Below are 18,510 nucleotides of genomic sequence, written 5' to 3'. Positions count from 1 at the left end.
ATTCCTCTTAGTAAGGAATTAAGAAAAAATAGGAGGATACACTAGTAATGAAATTTTTTGATCTATTTGCTGGTATTGGTGGTTTTCGAATGGGACTAGAGAGTCTTGGTCATCATTGTGTTGGTTTTTGTGAAATTGATAAGTTTGCACGAACTAGTTATAAAGCGATCTATGATACGGAAGGAGATATTGAGTTTCATGACATCAGAAACATTACAACTGACGCTATTCGAGGAATCGGACGTGTGGACATTATCTGTGGAGGATTTCCGTGCCAAGCTTTCTCAATTGCGGGCAACCGACGAGGTTTTGAAGATACACGAGGAACTCTCTTCTTTGAGGTTGCAAGGTTCGCATCTATTCTCAGACCTAAATATCTATTCCTTGAAAACGTTAAAGGACTCCTCAGTCATGACAACGGAACTACTTTCGAAACCATCCTCAGAACCCTGGATGAGTTGGGGTATGATGTGGAATGGCAAGTGCTTAACAGCAAGGATTTCGGAGTCCCCCAAAACAGAGAACGGGTGTTCCTTATCGGACATCTTAGAGGAGCAGGTACCAGAAATGTATTTCCTATCAGAGGAGAAAGCCCAACAGCTGACTTGCTCAAACCAAAACGACTAGGTAATCTCAACCCTAGTGGTAGAGGAATGAATGGCGAGGTCTATCAGGTGGATGCTCTTTCACCAACAGTAACGACGAATAAAGGTGAAGGCAGTAAAATCGCCATTCCTGTGTTGACGCCTGATCGACTTCAAAAACGTCAAAATGGCAGGCGCTTTAAGGAGAATGGTGAGCCAATGTTCACATTGACCAGTCAAGATAGACACGGGATTGTGATTGCAGGACGTTTACCCTCTGCACGCCAACAATCCAGTCGTGTGTATGCAACTGAAGGATTAGCACCAACCTTATCAACGATGCAAGGCGGTGACCAAGAGCCGAAGATTATTCAAAAAGCGAGAGGCTATAACAATGGTGGTAGCCACTCTATCTCTCCAACGCTATCAAGTCATTCCTGGCATGAAAACAACTTGTTACAAGTTTATGATTTTTACAATAAATCCTATCGTGACGAAGTCGGTACATTAACCACAACAGGTCACCGAGGATTTACAACAATGGGAACTTTTGGCATTACAGAAGGCTATCGTATCCGTAAATTAACACCTCGTGAATGTTGGCGATTACAGGGCTTTCCAGATTGGGCTTTTGATAGAGCCAAAGCAGTCAATAGCAATAGTCAACTGTATAAACAAGCGGGAAATTCGGTTACGGTTCCAGTGATTCAAGCTATCGCAAAGAATTTTAAAGAAGGAGTCTAGAGCGATATGAAAAAGACTAATGATAATGAGCAAGAAGAGATGACGTTAAAAGGCTGGCTGTATTTTGGGCTGTTCCTTGCTCTCTGTTGTTTGGTTATTGCTATTGCTTACGCTTTAACTCAAATAGTATTCGGCGGTTGGCTACTTGATTTGTTCGGTGTGAGCTAAAGAAAGTACGGAGGAGACATCAATGCAACATGATTTAAAATGCTACCCAGACTATTTTGAAGCACTCCATGATGGTAGTAAAACCTTTGAATATCGGTATAACGATCGGGACTTTAAAGTTGGAGATGAACTACTACTAAGAGAATACGATCCTAAGGAGGGTTACACAGCTCGTTGTATCGTGATGACAGTAACCTATGTCCTATCGGGGTTTATTGGTTTAAAAGATGGTTATGTGATTTTAGGAGTGAAACATGAGCCCGTTGATTATTTTTAATATAAGTTTTGCTATGGTCTTTTATGCCGTGTTTATCATTCGGTATTATCGCAGAGAACCATCAGGACTTGTTTTAATTCTCTTTGTGATGAATATGGCCACATCTCTTTACTTGATTTTTAAACACTTTGGACTGTTCTAAAAGACCAAAAATAAGATTTAGTATTGAAATACTAAGATGCAAAAGAAAGGATTTAAAGATGACACCGATTGCTAAGTTAACTCAGAATTTACTTGTTGTTGACCTCATGAAACAGACAGGCTGGTCACGAGAAAGAGTCGTTAAAGCACTGGAGTTGATGGAGGCGGAAAAGACAATTTGTATTGCCGAAAATGGCAACTTGAGCTTAAGAGTTTTTGAGGGGTGAGATGATGAGTGGATTAGAACAATTTTCAGCCATTACGCTAGAGCAGATGCAGACATCGGAACGCTTTTTTCCGATGGCTTGGGTGCTGTGGGAGGATACTCATTATCAAAAGCTTAAGTCAGACTGCAAGGTATTGTATAGCATGATGAAAAATCGTTTAGAACTCTCTGCTAAAAATGGCTGGGTAGATGAGGTAGGTCGTGTTTATATTGAATTTTCCAATGCAGAAATCCAACGGTATTTTAACTGTTCCAAACCGACAGCTATCAAACTGAAAAAAGATCTGTCAGACTATGGCTTAATTTATGAGTATAGTCAATTCTCAAATGCAGATGGTCAATTGGCTAACCGTATTTACATTGGTCAGGTCATGATCTATGATGCTGAGAAGTACAAACAAGAACGCTTGGAACGTCAAGAAAAAGCTTTCCAAAAACGTATCGAAAAACGCCAAAACAGACCCCGTAAAAATAATTTACGGGGGGTGTCAAAAGATTTAACGGGTGCAGTTAACGATTTTGACCCGAATTATAAAGACTCTAGTAAAACTGATTCTAGTAAAGATAATTATAGTTCTAGAAAGGCTGAGCAAAATTCTGATGAATTTTCTCAACCTGCTAGAGCTGATTGTCATTCTTCCCAAAATCAATCGCTTAAGTACGTTCCCCCTAAATATTACTCATTGCTAAATGTCATTGCGGATCGTTATAACGGGAAGTTTTGTCAAATTGATCTTTTTTCAGGCGAGTCTCAACACTATACCCTAACCCATCATCAGAAAATGAAGATTGGTCAGTATTTGACGGAAGAGTATGTCACCAGTCACGAAGTGATTGAGATGATTGAACGAATGCCTTATGACTGTGAACATCCTCTAGCTTATCTCATGAAGATGCTTGAGAACCTCAAAGAAGAACGGCGATTAGAAGCCAAAATCGTCGCCCATAAACAAGCCGAATTGAGGTACGGAGGTGGTAGCGAATGAGTGACAATCCGTTTAACGAAACGTTTAAAACCAACTTGCAACACCAACTAGATCGATGTGCTCATCCTGCTAAGGGCTTGTTGAAACTGACAGCCTTAGTGTTCCTGGTGACGACTGTTCTTACTTATGGTTTCTTATCGTCTGGGGCTTCATTACTTAACATTTTAAAAGTTAGCGTCATAGGAACTATCATTACCACAGCTTTTTTGGCGATGGGCTATCTTGATAACTTATCTCAAGGATTAGACACCATTCTTACTAAATTTTTTCAGTGTCAAGCTGATAGCTTTGAGTTGTACGCTGAATCTAGTGAAGAATTGATTTACGACTTTTTGTTAAGTTATGACCATGGCACTGTTGATATTCAGTTTGAATACCAGGGGCAGCCAGAGCACCTCTCAATTTCCAAAGATTTAATACCTCAGCCTTATGCTAACCAACGTTTAGTCATTGTGGCTAAACACGATGTGTTACCTGAACGATATAGAGAAGCTTATCACCAAGCTTTTGATACGACAGAGTTGCTTCAAACGTATCACCAAGTTATCCAAAATCGATTAAAAGATGCTCAAATTCATTTTGAGGTGAACACGGATAACTATCATCAGCTTTATGAAAGCTCAGTTGTTGAGAAGACAAGCTTTCATTTAGCCGTCATTAATCATGGATAGAAGGGAAGCCAATAATGACAAGACAACTAACTCAGAGAGAACAGAAAGAAGAGTTTTAAAAACTATATGCAGATTTTCTTGAAAATTTTGATGATGTATTAGATATCTTGAATCAAAATCATCAGAAAGAGCTTGGGCATCCCATTCCAACAGTACTTCAAATTGCACTCAAACAATTCTATGAAGACCAATATATAAGGCTAAGAGTACTTTTACAAGGTGAAACATTATCCCTTTCTGAGGGGTTAGAGATCTTAAAGATAGCAACTGCATTATCTCGCTCTGATGAAGGAATTGATAGGCTAGAAAAGCTAATATTAGCTTCAAAGTTGCTATAAGTAACAAAATATTTAGAGAGTCATTAATCACAAATAGGAGTTAGGAAGGTAGAGGAATGAAGTTTTTAAAGAAAGATAAAAGACCATTAATTCCTGATGATAGTGAAGGTCAAAAGAACGGTTCGCAAGAATATCAAAAAGAGAAGACTGATAAGCCAAAAACTGAAACGGCTATTGTGAAAAGTATTTTATCAAAGCGGTTAAGAAAGCGTTTGGAGGACATAGAAGACATTATTCAAAGAGCAGAAAGTCCAGCACAAGCTAATTGGCTTTCCCGTGATTTAGGTGATGAAGTAGCTGTTTTAAGAGAAGAGTTGCGGCTGCTAAACTCCATACCTGATGTTCCTTGTAGAGTACAGAGAGATAATCCAAAAGTTATTAAAATCAAAGAGCTAAACGGTAGTACTTTTGAATTATCTTTATCAAGACAGGTCTTGGGCGGAAGTATCTATCAGTTAAAGGATAGTGATTCTGGTCAAGTTGTTGAAATTATTGAGTCTGACTATCTAAATAAAGTTGAAAAAGCTTGTGTCAATGGCTATTTGATTCCAGATGACAATTTATCTGAAGCTTTAGAACAGTTGAGGAGGTTACAACATGAGTAACAAAATTTTAACCGTTGGTCGTAGTCCAAAAGAGAAGTTTATTGCAATTCCAAAATCTCTATTCGAAGAGAACAATCTTAGCAATAGAGAACGTATGAAACGTGTAGAAGAATTGGTGGAAAAGCAATTGTCAAATAAGGAGTATGCAGATGATTGATTATCGTTTTCTAGCTATCGGTATTTTAGTTAGTTTCATCATTTTCGGATACTCATTATCAAAAGTGATACGTTACTTAGACTTATATCTATTTGGTTTAGGGTTTGCCTTTTCATTCCTTATCTTTGCTATTAGTGCTACGTCATTATTTGTTTGTGTTGTACACGGATTGATGCTCATGCACCCCAGTGCAAAAACTTATGTTAATCCGTCAATCATAACCACAAAATATGAAGTGACACAAGTTAAAACGAACCTTGATAGTGATGAGAAGACGTATGAATTGACCTCTGAGCAAGGGGATACAGAAACATTGTTATCATCATTACTTTCGATTCTAGGAGATGATAACCAGCTCTCAAAAGGGGATACACTTTTGAAAAAACAGTACACCGCTTCAAAAGCACAGTTTGGACTAGCTTACCGTTCAGGGAAGTTTAAAACGACTGAATGGTTCCTAGTGGATGAGTGATGAGAGAGGAGAGACACTGATGCTTAGTATTGTATTTGTTATTGCTGGTTTTACAGCTCTTGTTGGCATTACCTTGATTGCTGTTGAAAGTCATCATGCGCCCCTCATGACAGATGATGAAGTGACTGTGATTGTAAAGGAGGACTGATAAGATGACACCATTTAATCAAAAGGCTCTGGAGCTTTTAAAAGATACCGCTATTTTAGCCCAACAACAAGAATTGGATGAGTTGATTATCGTGGCTTCTACGGCGGATGATAGCACGATTCAAGTGATGCTTATTACAAGCAGATACTGAGAGCTTAAAGGTGTTGAAAAAAGAAAGCGAGAAGCTCCAGCACTCACTCGCTAAATTATAACGAGAAGGGAGAAAACATGGGACTCTTTACCAATTCTGATAATATGGCTCATCACTATTCGGAGCCTAAACCAGTAGAACCAATTGAAATGTTAGTGGAGTATCACGACGCTACGAGAGAAACCATCACCATTACTTATAATCTTGAAGAGCTTCAAGAAGCAGTTGCCAGTTCCTTTGAATCTGGGGTATGTATAAATTTTGTATCAGCTAATCCACCTTTTTTCATCAATCCAAGGTGGATCAAGAAAATCACGTTTAGAAAAGCGACTAACTAAATAATGCTATCAAAACATGAATGTTTGACCTAGGCAGGTCACTAAACTACCTCTGTTCTTTGACAATAATATATTCCACCGACCTGATCAGCGAAGCCTAGGGAATAACAATGTATAAGGAAGGCGGTGTAACAGTCTTTTACGAAAGGCATATCCTGGCTTCAGCTTCAATGAAGAAGTTATGAGTTTAGCTCATGCGTTAAAGCGGATAGGCAGTTTACCTACATAAGCAAAAAGAAAAGGAGTTTGCCATGACAAACTTAATCAAATCATTTGATAGGCCAGAAATGACGCTATCAGACTTACGTCTTCTTGGACAACAAGGTGAAGCTATTCTTTACCTTGTTGACGGAAGGCAAGCCATTGTCAGACCAAAGTTTGCAGTAGTGCAAGAAAAACGAATGGTTAATGGCAATTGGCAGGTTGTTAGTGAAGAGATTCTCCGTTTTCACGAGATCTACTCAGCAATTCTAACTGTCAAGCGAAAACACTTTATCATTGCTGAAAGAATTAATCGAAACGGAGATAATCTTCTTGTGTTAACAGGAGTTGGCTATCATCGCCAACGAAATAAATAAAGTCTAGTGGTAAAAAATCAAATAAAGTTTAATCAACTTTCTCTTGACTTTTTACGAGGAGGAAACCAATGAAAAAGATTAAAGCAGTCGCTTTATTTTCAACAGCTATTTTAGCAATAGCTTCAACAGGAGTTTATGCGGATGAATTGATTTCAGATGGAACCACTTCTCCCTCAACAGAGCAAGTGACCCCATCAACAGATACCTCATCAGAGGTTGTTATCCCTGATGATGGGTCAACCACCCCGTCAACAGATACAGGTTCTACAACAGAGCCAACCGTTCCTGTTGATCCAACGACACCATCGACTGGTGATAACACAGGAGATAACGGTTCAACAAATCCAGGAACTAGTGAGGATGAACCAAGTAATCCAAGTTCTGAAATCACAGAACCTGAAACCCCAGCTGAACCTGAACAACCTTCAACAGAACAACCTGGTGAGGTAGAAGTTCCAACAACGGATGGTGGGACTGCAACAGTAACTCCAGACACGTCCGTACCAACCAATAATCCAAACATCACAGCGGAAACAGCTCAAAATGCTGGCGCTTCACAAGTTGGTACTACTTCAACAGTGACTGGTCAAGTTGTACGAGATGTAACTCATAGTAATCCTGTAACACTCTATAATGGTGCAAGTCTTGTTGATATTCGTGATGGTTTAGTAACACTTTCATCCGGTGAAAAAGTTACGCCAGAATCAGTTGGCGTAACGGCAAACGCTGATGGTACTTACACAGCTAAAACGATTCAAGGTGACATGGTAACGTTGCCACACACAGGTGAAAAAAATACAACAATTTTATCTGTTCTAGGTGCATTCATTTTATCAGTTCTTGGTTTTAGTTTGAAAAAACGTAACCATCAAGAAAGTTAATTTCAAAAAGCTAAAATAAAAAGGAGTAAAGAAAATGGCAGTTAAAGGAGTAAAAGACGTTATGAATAAAGCAAAAGTTATGACAGCTACAGCAACATTAGTAGCAGGTTTGGGAGTAGTTTCTCACGTTAATGCAGATGAAGTTGAGCTTTCATCTCCAACACAAAATTCTGAGGCACAAGCCAATCAAACAGAAAGCAATGTGACTAAAGCAGATGTCGATGTTGCTAAAGCTGATCTTAATACAGCTAATCAAGCGGTTAGCTATCAAGAACAAGTTGTTAGTGATGTAGCAACAGCTGCCGATGAAGCTCAATCAACATATAATCAAGCCCAACAATCAACTAATGAGGCTCAAAATCTTGTAGATCAAGCAACACCAGAAAATATTGCTAGCGCACAAGCTGACGTTAACTCGGCTCAAAAACAAGTTTCTCAGGCTGATAATGCTGAAAGAGTGGCTGAAAATACAGTTGCTCAAGCACAAGAAGCAGTCAATAATCAAACAGAAGTTGTTAACTCAGCTCAAACAGCGGTCTATGCAGCTCAATCAGACGTTGATGCAGCCCAAAAAGATGTTAACGATAAGCAAGCTATCTTAGATGGCACAGGTCAAGCTGAAATTATTGCCAATCGTGATAAAGCACAAAATGATGTTAACTCAGCTCAAAATCAAGTAGCTCAAGCTGAATCTGATTTAACAAAAGCTCAAACAGCAGATGCAAACCGTCAACAAGCGATTGACAACGCTCAACAAGCGGTTGATGAAGCCAATCAAACTGTTACGTCAACAAAAGCAGATTTAGATGCTAAGACAGCTCAAGCTCATCAAACACAAGCTATTGAAGACGCCAAACAAGCCGATGTTGCTACAGCGCAAAAAGATGTCAATGATAAACAAGCCATCTTAGATGGCACAGGTCAAAAAGCTATCTTGGACGAAGCTGAAGCTTCAAGAAATGATGAAGCCAGTAAACAAGCTAATTTGTCAGCTGCTCAATCAGCTTTGAAACAAGCGCAAGAGGCAGATGCTAAGCGCCAACAAGCGATTGACAACGCTCAACAAGCCGTTGATGAAGCCAATCAAACTGTTACGTCAAGCAAATCAGATTTAGATGCTAAAGCAGCACAAGCACAACAAGCAGAGCAAGCTTTAGTGGATGCTCAATCAACATATAAAATAGCTGAAAACGACTATAAAGCGATTAATACAATCACATTAAGTGAAGATTACATTAGACTTCTTAAGCAATCATATACAGCTAACACTTTACAGGAACGCCAACAAGCGTTAGAAGAATTAAAATTGAAAAATAATGACTTAAAACCTGAGTATGTCTTTAAGTCTAATTCAAATGATGATAAACATATAGTCGATCTCAATAATTTGAGTTTAAATCAATTAACGGAATTAAGTCTATTTGCTTCTGACTTAGTTAATCAAATTAGACAACAAGTTGGGTCAGCAAGTACAGTGGTAACTGATTCATCTGTTGGTTTTGCGAAAAAGGTTACTGAAAATTACATTTTAGACAATTGGGATATGGCAAAAGGCCATGATGCCTTTGCGGTCAATAATGCGGCAAAATATTATGGCTTAAGTACTTCTACTGAACAGTGGGAAAAACAAGGCTTGCAATACTATGAAAATTGGGCTGGTTTGTCACGTCATAGTCAATTGACTATGTCAGATTTGAAAGCAGATATATATGATGCCATTTATCGGTTTATGTTTGATGGTGATGAGTATGATCATGCGTCTAGTATTGCTGGTATTAGAGCTGCTAATACCACAACAGTTAGCTATTTAGGTGTCGGATTTACAAGTTTAAGCACTAGTCGCTTTGATGGAGTACATTTTCTTCTTGTTGGAGATAATTATGTCAAAAACGCTCAAAATAATAATTTTAGTACAACAGTTATTGAAAACCTAAAAACACCTGAGAAAGTTACTACTACATATAATACAGCTAAAGCAGATTTAGAAGCTAAAACAGCAACTAACAACAGTGCTCAATCAGCTCTAAGTGCTGCTCAAAATAGCTACAATACTGCGATTGCTGCTAACACTAAAGCTCAACAAGTTTTAGATGAAGCCCAATCAGTCGTCATTCAAACGCCAACTGCTAAAGTTAATCTCGCCTCAGCAGAGACAGCTTTAACTAAAGCTCAAGAACGTTTAACAAAAGCGAATAAAGCAGTAGATGATTTAAATGCTGACATTAAAGCAAAACAAGCTGCTTTAACTTCTGCTAAAGCGGTACTAGAAGCTGCACAATCAGACTTAGCCAAAGCTCAAGCTGAAAATCGTGTAGCGCAAGAAGCCAAAGCAGCTGCTCAAACAGCTTATGATAATGCAGTATCAAACTTGTCATCAGCAAGTGATACCTTAACACAAGCACAGTCAGTAGCTATTCAAACACCAGCTGCGAGAGCTAACCTTGCTTCAGCTCAAGCAACATTGAAGCAAGCACAGGAAAATCTTGTTAAAGCTCAAACAGCGGTGGATGATTTAAGTGCTGATATTGCAGTTAAACAAGCTAATCTAGCATCTGCTAAACAAGTTCTTTCTACCAAACAAGCGACATTAGCTACTAAGCAAGCAATTCTTACGACTGAACAAAATCGTCTAGCAAGTTTGCAAAACAATCTTGCACCTACTCAGGCAAATGTTCTTAAGGCTAAAGAAAATGTTGTTACTGCTAAAGCTAACCTTACTAAAGTTCAAACTTATTTGACTCGCTTACAAAATGCACCAGTATTATTAGCACAAGCTCAACAACAAGAAGCAACTGCAAAAGCCAACTTGTTAGCTGCTCTTGATACCTTAGAAACAGAATTACTGAAACTAAAAGACTTACAAGTGAAACAAGCAGCAGCACAAGCAGTTTATGATACGACTTCAAAAGCTTATCAAACCATGCTTGATGCACAAGAAAAACAACGTTTGCAAGATGAATATAATGCGATTATCGCTCAAGGAAAAACACCTGTAGCAATTGTTGATGAAACAGGTAAAATTGTCAGCTATCAAGCTGAAGATCCTCAAACAACTATTCAATCTTCAACTGTCGAATCAACATCAGTCAAAGCTCAAGTTAAACCAGTTGAAGAAGTCTCAGTTGTTACGGCTAGCGAACTTCCAATGACTGGTGAACACAGTTCAGTGCTTGCTGTCCTATTTGGTTGTCTTATGACGATTTGGGGCTTAGTAGGTGTGCGTAGAAAAAATAATTAATCAAAAAGCAACTCTGTGGTTTTATAATCATAGAGTTTTTGCTTTATTCATAACGTCTTTTTCTCTTTTGACCTAAGTAGGTCGTAAAACTGCTTTTCCTTATTCTTTTCTTTAATTTAAAGTAGACCTGAACATGTCATTAAACTGTTCATTTTTTATTGCTATAGTTTTTTAGGAAAGTCATACGGAGGTTATTATGACAAATCAAAACACACAAAATGGACACGGATTTTTCCGCAAGAAAAAATGGGCTAAAGGATTAGCTTCAGGTATTGCGCTTGGTGCAGTGGTTACCATCTCAGGTGCTGCCTATGCGGATGATGCAACAAACACGGTTGAAACACAACCAGAAGTAACTGTTGTATCTGACAGTAATGCCACTAATTTAGCAGAAACACAAGCAGATAATAGTCAATTACACGCTGATTTAACGAATCAGTCTGGTGAACAAACTGGTCAATTAACGGAAACAGTAACATCAGATGGCTTAGATCAATCGGTTTCAGATGCTAAACAAGCTGGTGTAGAAGTTGATGAAAATGGAACGGTAACTCACTCTAGCTATGCGGATGCTCAAGCGGATTTAGCGAAACAAAAAGAAGCGGTTGACCAAGCAACTGAAACCCAACAAGCCGTTGATAGTGCGAAAGCCACAGCGGAAGAAGCTGCTAAAGCAGCTGGTGTTGACATTTCAACTGAAGCAGGCAGTCAAGCAAAAACGTATACTTCAGTTGATGAAGCACAAGCTGATGCTAAAACACAAGTTGATCATCTTTCTGAAGTGACAGAAGCTCAAAAACAAGTTAATAAAGAGCTTCCTCAAGCAGTCGAAGCTGCTACAAAATCAGGTGTTAAAGTTACTGTAACTGCTGGCGCTAAAACAAGCGATGCCACACAAGCCCTTGAAAGACTAGCAAATCAAGTTGCTAGTCTGCAAAAAGCTCAAGCGACACAGACTACAATTACTAACACAATGGCTCAAGCATTTGAAGAGGCTAAAAAAGCAGGTGTTATTATCAATACCACTAATTCAAAATCTTATGATGACTTAGCCCAAGCATTAGCGGATGCTCAAGCACAGGTTGCTAAACTCATTGAATTTAAAGAAACCCAAGCTAGTGTAGATAAAGCTGTTAAACAATCAGCTGATAACGCCACAGCTTCAGGAGTAACTGTTTCAATTGGCGAAACCAAAACGTATACTTCGGTTGATGAAGCGAAAGCTGATAGTGTTAAACAAACATCAAGCTTAGATAATGCGGCTGAAACGCAAAAAGAAGCCACTCAAGTTATTTCAGACTTAACGAAACAAGCACAAGAAGCTGGTTTAGACCTTACCAAAGGCGCCTCAAAATCTTATACTTCAGTTGAAGAAGCGAAACAAGATCTTGCTAAACAAGAACAAGCTTTGAAAGATGCGCAAGTAGCTAAAACTAAGGCTGAACAAACCAATGCAGCAAATGCGAAAGCAGCACAAGCTGCTGAAGATACAGCTAATAAAATTATTTCAGATGCGGTTTCATCAGCTCAGGTAGCAGGAACAACGGTAATAACTTCTGGCACGATTGAAGTTACGGCTGAGGAAGCAGAAAAGATTGCTAAAAAGCAAGTTGATAAAATCAATGAAATCGTTTCTAAAAATCAAGCAGCACAATCTGACTATGATAAGAAAAAGGCGGAGATTGATGCTCAGAATGAAGAAATTGCGAAACAGAATGCAGCAGCACAAGCTAAATATGAAGAAGAGTTAGCCGCTAAGAAAGATGGTTATCTTTCTGTTCCAAGCTCCCAATCATTGATTTTTCAATCAGAACCTAATGCCAAAAATACCATTATTAAGAGCGATGGGACAGTGATTACGAGTGATAGTACAGAAGATACTCGTGTCGTCTTACATAAAGGTGAAAGCCTTACAGTAACTTACACTCATCTTGAAAATTCATCTTATGCTGGTACTAAGATTTCAAAAGTTGTTTATACTTATACTGCTAAAGATGATACGGATGGGTTACACATTAATCACGATCCTAACGTTACGGTGACTTTCTATGGTGCCGATTTTGCTTTACCAGATGCAACAGGTGAGCAATCAGGCTCTTGGAGTAGTCATTTGGGAATGTCAATCCAATTTTTTGATGAAAAAGGAACAGTAATTTCATTTAACGAAGACAATCCAGCTCTTATTGCTTTTAATTCGTTAAACCGTACTAAAGTTTATGCGGGATCTGGTTACGGTGAAACTATTCAAAATCTATCTTCAAACATTGAAGTAGCGACGATTAATGGCTCAAGCATTATTTATGAAAATGGTATTTTGCATGCTTCAGGCTACAACGATTATAAATCAAATGGATCACGCTTTGAAACTAATCCAGCTTCTGGTGATCCAGATTATTGGGATGGTGATACTCAAGCAAATCGCTGGTATGGAGCAGCGGTTGGTATTGTTAAGAGCGGAGATACCATTTCCTTTGATATTGTGATGGATGCTGGTTCAGATGCGGAACGTCATCAATACGGTCAGTATTGGTTTGCTTTTTCATCTAACATTGCGTCAGTTACACCGCCAAAATATCGTCCAGATGTTCCGAATGATATTACTCCTCCAACACCTGAACCTGTCTCAGTTCAGAACATCCATATTACACCGGAGGTAGTTACTGTTCCAAACGATGTCACTTTACATGATATTATTTTAACGACTGAAACGCATGCTATCAAACTTGAAACAGCAGTAGCTCCAATAACAGTTGAAGCAGAAGTGACAACTCCAGCCCTTTTAGCAACTGTTCATGATATCACCCTTAAAACAGCAGTTCATCCCGTTGAAGTGACTCAAAAACCAACGAATGAAAAAGCCGTTACTAACAATGACGATATTGATATTAACGGTAAGATAGTTGCGAAAGGCTCAACGGTTAAATGGGTGCTTAAAAATAACAACTTATTAGCAGGTCGTGAGGAATTGACTGCTGTTGTGATGAATGATCCATTCCCAGCAGGTTTTGAAGTGGATAGTGAAGCGACAACTGAGGCAAATGCGGATTACTATACCCTTAAAACAACTGATGATGGTGCTTATCAACTTGTTGGAACGGCTAAACTGTTGTCACTTCTAAACGCTCATCGTGATCAAGATGTTGAAGTCCCTGGTTTTGTCTTTGTAGGTAAACCATTAAATGACAATGCCCATTATGATAATGCTTTTGAAACCATTTATTCAACTGCAAAAGGCTATTATAAAGTGGTGTCAAATATTCCTTCAATTGACACGCCAGATAATCCTGCACCAACCAAAACGGTCACTGATAAAGCAGGTAGCGATATTGATGGTAAAACCGTCTTTGATAAAGAAGTGACCTTCCACTTGATTACTGACTACAGTGTTTACGTTAATACGGTTGTTGATGTTGACACAATAGCAAAATCAGCAGGTATCTATGATGATACTGATGATGCCACTGTCAAACCTGACGTGACAAAAGCTACTGTAACGGATAGTAAAGGTAATGATATTACAGCAAAAGGAACATTTTACGATATTGAAGCAGGACAACCAATTCCAGCTGAAATTCAAATTTTCCTAGATGGCGCTCATCTCACGCCAGATGGTGAATTTGTGGTTTGGATTCCAAATGATCTACAAGATTACTACCAAAATTATGTGCTAACTGGTAATAACGTTATTGTTAACCTACCAGTTGAAATTATCGCTCAACCAGGTGAAAAAGCTGAAAATACCTTTGTTCAAGTTGAATTTGGAAATGGTTATCAATCAAACCTTGTCTTTGTTAAAGTTCCAGATGTATCACCAGAAAAACATGCCATTAGTAAAGAGGGTACTGTTCTTGATGGTCAAGAAGTTGGGCTTAATCAAGTCTTTAATTACAAACTTGATGGTGTGACTGTTCCAAAAGATCATGATACACTTTGGCAATATGATGGTAAAGACAAGCTAGACCTTGAACATGACCGCTACACAGGAAACTGGAAAGGTGTTATCACTGGTACTGAATACACTGCTAAAGAAGATATGACTTTACCTTATGATGTGATTACTGAAGATGGTACAGTCCTCAAAGCAGGTGATACTATCACAGCTGGAACAAGCTATCACTTTATCTTTGAGTTTGATCAAGATACTAATGATGACTTTATTAATCAAATTGTTAAAGTCACTTGGGATGCTCAAAGAGGCGAATGGACGTACAGTATCGATAAAGACTTCCTCAATTCACTAGGCGTTGAAGGGACTTTTGATGCTGACTTCTGGATTGAAGTGGAACGTATTAAAGATGGTGAAGTGGAAAATACTTTCATCAATACTATCAATGGTCGTGAGCTAGTTGCTAAAGTAACAACTCATACACCAACACCTGAAACGCCAGTTGAACCAGAAGAACCAACAAAAACAGTTGAAGAAGTCCCAGTTGTTAAAGCTAGTGCACTTCCAATGACTGGTGAGAAAACAACACCAATGAACGTATTGGCAACGCTTATTGGTCTTATGATGACTGTTGGTGCTGTTTTTGGTCTTCGTAAAAAAGAAAAACATCACTAATTGACATTAAGGGCAGGCATTGCCTGTTCCTAGAAGTACATTATCCTGCCTAAAATATTAACGTCTTTAAATCTCCAGATAGTGTGCTTCTAGGAGCAGGTAATTGCTCCCTAAAAATTCAATAAAAGACTGTGACTGTAAAAATAACTGATAAGACAATTTACAGTCTTTCTTTTATCAGAAAACTAAAACAGTAAGGTTGCTCAAATCAAGCAACCTTTTTGTTTCTTAAATATGAAAGGAGAATATCTTATGGATACAGCTACTCGTGTTATCATAGCAATTGGTGCTATTGTTGCTGTTATGGGTTTGTCTTGGACTTTTTCAGGAGCTTTTGACTATTTTTCTGGTCGTAAGAATGGAAACCCTACCCTGATGGATCAAGGCATGAATGCTATGATTTCTGGTGGCGCCTTAGCTGCTCTTGCAGGGAGCATCGCCGCCACTATTGTTGCTGCTATGAGAGCCATTTCGTTCTAAATGGCTAACACGTTTCGTGTTATTAGTGTCATAAAGTCAACGTTACGAAAGATTTTTATGGTATAATAATATATGTAAAATGGCTAATTGAAGGAGATGAGAAAATGGGTAAGGAATTTGATTATGTGGCTTTTGCTAGAGAGTTTGAAGCAACTAATGGCCGACCTCCAACAGCAGAGGAATTGGATGAAGCTAAATGGTCACACTATGGCATTAAATGGCATACACCAGAAGAGTCACAAGCTGAATTAGAACGTATTAAAGCAACTTACAAACCAAGCTTTTGGGAACGTTTCAAAGTTGGACTCAGTTTTTTAGGCCATGGCTTCTTTAAAGCATTGCTATTTCTTATTAAGTCGCCAATCTACCTTACTCTTCTTTTCTTTAATCTCATCAAATCAACTATTGGTGTGTTTGTGATTTGGTTTGTTTCAAAGTTTGTTATTTTATGTATGATATCATTTATTGGATTCGCTCTCTATAATGGAGATTATACAAAATTTCCAGGAATTTTAACCTGGTTTGCCGAATTTCTCTTTGGTAAGGGTGTTTTAAGTGAGACGGGGCTTTTAACTTTTTTCCCTCACCCTGTATTAGATGCTTGGATTATTGGAATACTCATAGTCTTTCTTGCTCTAGTAACAACATTTTCAAAAGTTGAAGAATCTTAATATATTATTTCATGTAGAACCTTTCGAGGTTCTTTTTATTTTTGTATGAAAGGAGAACGATGAAAGATATACTAACAGAGCTAACCAAAGGTTTGGGGAGTTATAATAAAACCGTCAATTCATCAATGGTAGCGGTTAATAAATCCTTAATGGCCATTGGCTATATTTTAGTATCAATTTTATTTTTACTTGAAATGCTATCCTGGTATCGTTTCATCCGTAATCAAGGTGGCGAAATGACCTGGAAGCTCTTTTTAGAAGTAGCCGTTAAGTATTTTATTGCTTACTTTTTAGTTGCTCAGTCAGGCGCTATTTTAAATGCCATTATGTGGTTTACTAGTGGTATCACTAAATTAATTGGTGTTGACTTGACTGGTGATACGATGTTCCAATATATTGATATAAAAAAAGGAAATCCTTTTATTAGACATCCAATCAACCTAGTCGCTAGATTTGTAGGAGTTGCCGCAATGCTATCAATAAAAGTAATGACACTTTTACGTTTTATTGAACTTTATTTCTTTAAAGCAATAGCACCAGTCATCGTTGCTTTTTGGATGGGCGATAATACACGACATATTGCCATTAATTTTTTAAAAACATTTGGAGCAATAGCACTTCAAGGAGCGGTTATTGTTTTAACACTTGTTATTTGGCAAGGTTTTAATGTTGATACTGCGATTCAGATTTCAAAAGATTCCTGGTTAGGTGGATACGCTGACGGATTCAGCTACATAGGTAAATGTGTCGTCTTTTTGATTTTATTAGTTGGATCGCAACGGAAAGCTAAACAATTGCTACAAGTATCTTGATAGACCAAACTCTATGGTATAATGAAAGGAGAACACTTGTGGAGGAACAGATTTTGAATTGGACAATACTTGCAGGTATTTTAACTAGCTTAGGTGTGATTATCAAGATTTTTTTTGATAATCGTTCCTTATCTTCTGGTCAGAAGGAACTCAAAAAACAATCTCAACGGTTGAAAGATGAGCTGGCTATTGATCATAAAGAGTTACTGGAATCAGGAAAAAGTACTAATATTTCTTTAGCTGTTTTAGACACTAAAATGGATTTTGTAAAAACATCCATAGAAACTTCAAATAGGCGACTAGAGTCTCTCAACTCTTCCGAAAGAGAGGCACAAGTGGCTACAGATGTCTTAGTCAAGTATTTATCAGATAGTCAGCGAGAACGCCAAATGCTACAGAAACGATGCCAAGATTTAGAATTAGGCGTTAAAGATGCGCAGGCTGAGACACTTCGTTTAAAACAAGAAAATGAAGCATTACGGCAAGAGATTAGCACCTTGAGGCGAGCTAATCAGCCATCAAAAAGAAAAGTAAAAAGTCTAGATTATCCATCTGGACCACGTTTATAGATGCAGTCCTTAAGGCAAGGACTGTTTTTTCATTTAGAAGAGGAGCTGACAAGGGATAGGTATATAGTCAGTATTGATGGTGTTAAAACTACAGGATAATTGAACTTATTGCAATGACAAAAGTTCTAGAAGATTACTTCAGTCAAATTAAACCGTTACTGTATCTAAATATTTCTAAAAATAAGGAATAACAAGAGGAGGTCTAATTAAATATGAAATTAGTCAGACGACAGATGTTTTCACATCCCAAAAGTGGCACAGTGATTAGAGGTAGTAACACATTTAAAATCAAGCCCTTTAATGCCACTAAGCGCCGAGTTGAAACTAAATTGTTTTTAAAACAATCTGATATTCCAGGAATCAGAACTATTATGAAAATACTGATCGGTTGCTTAGCGTTTGTGCTCACTCTGTATTTTGATGGGATAACCACAAGTTGGCTTTTAACAGGGTCGAATGGGCAAGCTATCCTATTTTCACCAGTGGTTAAATTGGCGAGCTACATCATTGTGGCAACTTCTATTTATCGTTTTTTACTGGATTTGCTAAAGGAAATTTTGGATATAGTGGGAGACTTGTGGTGCTTGATTTATGACGTTTGCTACCAAAAAGGGCTTATCAGTGTTCAACGTCATAAAGAATTAGTTGAACAAGTTCTAACTTTTAAAGACTTTCAGTATCAGCCAAACAGGAAGTTTCATAGAGGAGGTTAAT

At 38.1% G+C, this 18,510-nt stretch carries 22 protein-coding genes; all 22 read left to right on the top strand.

Features of this window, described 5'->3' with window-relative positions; translation table 11 throughout:
• The first annotated feature begins 47 nt into the window (after positions 1-47).
• Complete coding sequence (locus BTR42_RS07785; RefSeq protein WP_077497129.1) at positions 48-1,328, top strand: DNA cytosine methyltransferase; 1,281 nt, start codon at positions 48-50, stop codon at positions 1,326-1,328.
• Positions 1,329-1,334: 6 nt separating this feature from the next.
• The gene (locus BTR42_RS12605) at positions 1,335-1,496 is read left to right on the top strand and encodes a hypothetical protein (RefSeq protein ID WP_157769863.1); all 162 of its coding nucleotides are present in this window, start codon (positions 1,335-1,337) and stop codon (positions 1,494-1,496) included.
• 22 nt (positions 1,497-1,518) lie between these two features.
• Positions 1,519-1,773, top strand: a complete 255-nt coding sequence (locus tag BTR42_RS07780) for a DUF3850 domain-containing protein (RefSeq protein ID WP_077497127.1) — start codon at positions 1,519-1,521, stop codon at positions 1,771-1,773.
• A 200-nt stretch (positions 1,774-1,973) separates the two neighbouring features.
• Positions 1,974-2,141, top strand: coding sequence for a hypothetical protein (locus tag BTR42_RS12685; protein WP_167367612.1), 168 nt, complete (start codon positions 1,974-1,976; stop codon positions 2,139-2,141).
• Between the two features lie 4 nt (positions 2,142-2,145).
• Positions 2,146-3,126 carry a replication initiator protein A gene (locus tag BTR42_RS07775; protein ID WP_077498011.1) on the top strand — a complete coding sequence of 327 codons (981 nt, stop codon included), beginning with the start codon at positions 2,146-2,148 and terminating at the stop codon, positions 3,124-3,126.
• Complete coding sequence (locus BTR42_RS07770; protein ID WP_077497125.1) at positions 3,123-3,797, top strand: hypothetical protein; 675 nt, start codon at positions 3,123-3,125, stop codon at positions 3,795-3,797. Before BTR42_RS07775 ends, BTR42_RS07770 begins: the two co-directional genes overlap by 4 nt.
• A 107-nt stretch (positions 3,798-3,904) precedes the next feature.
• On the top strand, positions 3,905-4,135 hold the full coding sequence (locus tag BTR42_RS07765; protein ID WP_077497123.1) for a hypothetical protein: 231 nt from the start codon (positions 3,905-3,907) through the stop codon (positions 4,133-4,135).
• Positions 4,136-4,191: 56 nt separating this feature from the next.
• On the top strand, positions 4,192-4,740 hold the full coding sequence (locus BTR42_RS07760; RefSeq protein ID WP_077497121.1) for a hypothetical protein: 549 nt from the start codon (positions 4,192-4,194) through the stop codon (positions 4,738-4,740).
• A complete protein-coding gene (locus tag BTR42_RS12680; RefSeq protein ID WP_167367611.1) occupies positions 4,733-4,897 on the top strand; it encodes a hypothetical protein in 165 nt (54 codons plus the stop codon). Before BTR42_RS07760 ends, BTR42_RS12680 begins: the two co-directional genes overlap by 8 nt.
• The gene (locus BTR42_RS07755) at positions 4,890-5,369 is read left to right on the top strand and encodes a hypothetical protein (protein ID WP_077497119.1); all 480 of its coding nucleotides are present in this window, start codon (positions 4,890-4,892) and stop codon (positions 5,367-5,369) included. The genes BTR42_RS12680 and BTR42_RS07755 overlap by 8 nt, the downstream gene beginning before the upstream one ends.
• 19 nt (positions 5,370-5,388) lie before the next feature.
• The gene (locus tag BTR42_RS12935; protein ID WP_257787374.1) at positions 5,389-5,517 is read left to right on the top strand and encodes a hypothetical protein; all 129 of its coding nucleotides are present in this window, start codon (positions 5,389-5,391) and stop codon (positions 5,515-5,517) included.
• Positions 5,518-5,521: 4 nt separating this feature from the next.
• Positions 5,522-5,668, top strand: a complete 147-nt coding sequence (locus BTR42_RS12600) for a hypothetical protein (protein WP_231873046.1) — start codon at positions 5,522-5,524, stop codon at positions 5,666-5,668.
• 77 nt (positions 5,669-5,745) lie between these two features.
• Positions 5,746-6,006 carry a thiopurine S-methyltransferase gene (locus BTR42_RS07750; protein WP_077497117.1) on the top strand — a complete coding sequence of 87 codons (261 nt, stop codon included), beginning with the start codon at positions 5,746-5,748 and terminating at the stop codon, positions 6,004-6,006.
• A 251-nt stretch (positions 6,007-6,257) separates the two neighbouring features.
• Complete coding sequence (locus BTR42_RS07745) at positions 6,258-6,584, top strand: hypothetical protein (protein WP_077497115.1); 327 nt, start codon at positions 6,258-6,260, stop codon at positions 6,582-6,584.
• Between the two features lie 68 nt (positions 6,585-6,652).
• Entirely contained in the window at positions 6,653-7,465 is an 813-nt protein-coding gene (locus BTR42_RS07740; RefSeq protein WP_077497113.1) for an LPXTG cell wall anchor domain-containing protein, read from the top strand.
• 34 nt (positions 7,466-7,499) lie between these two features.
• On the top strand, positions 7,500-10,703 hold the full coding sequence (locus tag BTR42_RS07735) for an SEC10/PgrA surface exclusion domain-containing protein (protein WP_077497111.1): 3,204 nt from the start codon (positions 7,500-7,502) through the stop codon (positions 10,701-10,703).
• 196 nt (positions 10,704-10,899) lie between these two features.
• Complete coding sequence (locus tag BTR42_RS07730; RefSeq protein WP_077497109.1) at positions 10,900-15,264, top strand: GbpC/Spa domain-containing protein; 4,365 nt, start codon at positions 10,900-10,902, stop codon at positions 15,262-15,264.
• A 252-nt stretch (positions 15,265-15,516) separates the two neighbouring features.
• The gene (locus BTR42_RS07725; protein ID WP_077497107.1) at positions 15,517-15,744 is read left to right on the top strand and encodes a hypothetical protein; all 228 of its coding nucleotides are present in this window, start codon (positions 15,517-15,519) and stop codon (positions 15,742-15,744) included.
• Between the two features lie 104 nt (positions 15,745-15,848).
• Entirely contained in the window at positions 15,849-16,415 is a 567-nt protein-coding gene (locus BTR42_RS07720; RefSeq protein ID WP_077497105.1) for a hypothetical protein, read from the top strand.
• A gap of 59 nt (positions 16,416-16,474) precedes the next feature.
• Entirely contained in the window at positions 16,475-17,227 is a 753-nt protein-coding gene (locus tag BTR42_RS07715) for a hypothetical protein (RefSeq protein WP_077497103.1), read from the top strand.
• A gap of 38 nt (positions 17,228-17,265) precedes the next feature.
• Entirely contained in the window at positions 17,266-17,796 is a 531-nt protein-coding gene (locus BTR42_RS07710; RefSeq protein ID WP_077497101.1) for a hypothetical protein, read from the top strand.
• Between the two features lie 212 nt (positions 17,797-18,008).
• Positions 18,009-18,509 (top strand): hypothetical protein, encoded by a 501-nt coding sequence (locus BTR42_RS07705; RefSeq protein ID WP_077497099.1) that lies wholly within the window; start codon positions 18,009-18,011, stop codon positions 18,507-18,509.
• The last annotated feature ends 1 nt before the right edge of the window (position 18,510 follow it).

Source organism: Streptococcus gallolyticus subsp. gallolyticus DSM 16831, from assembly GCF_002000985.1.
Taxonomy (GTDB): Bacteria; Bacillota; Bacilli; order Lactobacillales; family Streptococcaceae; genus Streptococcus; species Streptococcus gallolyticus.
The sequence above is the reverse complement of the archived record's forward strand: the minus strand, read 5'-3'. Positions and strand labels throughout refer to the sequence as shown.

Excerpts from the sequence above, each read along its gene's own strand:
- BTR42_RS12600 (WP_231873046.1), top strand. The coding sequence starts at position 5,522 with ATGACACCATTTAATCAAAAGGCTCTGGAGCTTTTAAAAGATACCGCT.
- BTR42_RS07730 (WP_077497109.1), top strand. The coding sequence starts at position 10,900 with ATGACAAATCAAAACACACAAAATGGACACGGATTTTTCCGCAAGAAA.
- BTR42_RS07750 (WP_077497117.1), top strand. The coding sequence starts at position 5,746 with ATGGGACTCTTTACCAATTCTGATAATATGGCTCATCACTATTCGGAG.
- BTR42_RS07725 (WP_077497107.1), top strand. The coding sequence starts at position 15,517 with ATGGATACAGCTACTCGTGTTATCATAGCAATTGGTGCTATTGTTGCT.
- BTR42_RS12680 (WP_167367611.1), top strand. The coding sequence starts at position 4,733 with ATGAGTAACAAAATTTTAACCGTTGGTCGTAGTCCAAAAGAGAAGTTT.
- BTR42_RS07785 (WP_077497129.1), top strand. The coding sequence starts at position 48 with ATGAAATTTTTTGATCTATTTGCTGGTATTGGTGGTTTTCGAATGGGA.
- BTR42_RS12685 (WP_167367612.1), top strand. The coding sequence starts at position 1,974 with ATGACACCGATTGCTAAGTTAACTCAGAATTTACTTGTTGTTGACCTC.
- BTR42_RS12935 (WP_257787374.1), top strand. The coding sequence starts at position 5,389 with ATGCTTAGTATTGTATTTGTTATTGCTGGTTTTACAGCTCTTGTTGGC.
- BTR42_RS07760 (WP_077497121.1), top strand. The coding sequence starts at position 4,192 with ATGAAGTTTTTAAAGAAAGATAAAAGACCATTAATTCCTGATGATAGT.
- BTR42_RS07745 (WP_077497115.1), top strand. The coding sequence starts at position 6,258 with ATGACAAACTTAATCAAATCATTTGATAGGCCAGAAATGACGCTATCA.
- BTR42_RS07720 (WP_077497105.1), top strand. The coding sequence starts at position 15,849 with ATGGGTAAGGAATTTGATTATGTGGCTTTTGCTAGAGAGTTTGAAGCA.
- BTR42_RS07755 (WP_077497119.1), top strand. The coding sequence starts at position 4,890 with ATGATTGATTATCGTTTTCTAGCTATCGGTATTTTAGTTAGTTTCATC.
- BTR42_RS07770 (WP_077497125.1), top strand. The coding sequence starts at position 3,123 with ATGAGTGACAATCCGTTTAACGAAACGTTTAAAACCAACTTGCAACAC.
- BTR42_RS07735 (WP_077497111.1), top strand. The coding sequence starts at position 7,500 with ATGGCAGTTAAAGGAGTAAAAGACGTTATGAATAAAGCAAAAGTTATG.
- BTR42_RS07775 (WP_077498011.1), top strand. The coding sequence starts at position 2,146 with ATGAGTGGATTAGAACAATTTTCAGCCATTACGCTAGAGCAGATGCAG.
- BTR42_RS07780 (WP_077497127.1), top strand. The coding sequence starts at position 1,519 with ATGCAACATGATTTAAAATGCTACCCAGACTATTTTGAAGCACTCCAT.
- BTR42_RS07705 (WP_077497099.1), top strand. The coding sequence starts at position 18,009 with ATGAAATTAGTCAGACGACAGATGTTTTCACATCCCAAAAGTGGCACA.
- BTR42_RS07740 (WP_077497113.1), top strand. The coding sequence starts at position 6,653 with ATGAAAAAGATTAAAGCAGTCGCTTTATTTTCAACAGCTATTTTAGCA.
- BTR42_RS07715 (WP_077497103.1), top strand. The coding sequence starts at position 16,475 with ATGAAAGATATACTAACAGAGCTAACCAAAGGTTTGGGGAGTTATAAT.
- BTR42_RS12605 (WP_157769863.1), top strand. The coding sequence starts at position 1,335 with ATGAAAAAGACTAATGATAATGAGCAAGAAGAGATGACGTTAAAAGGC.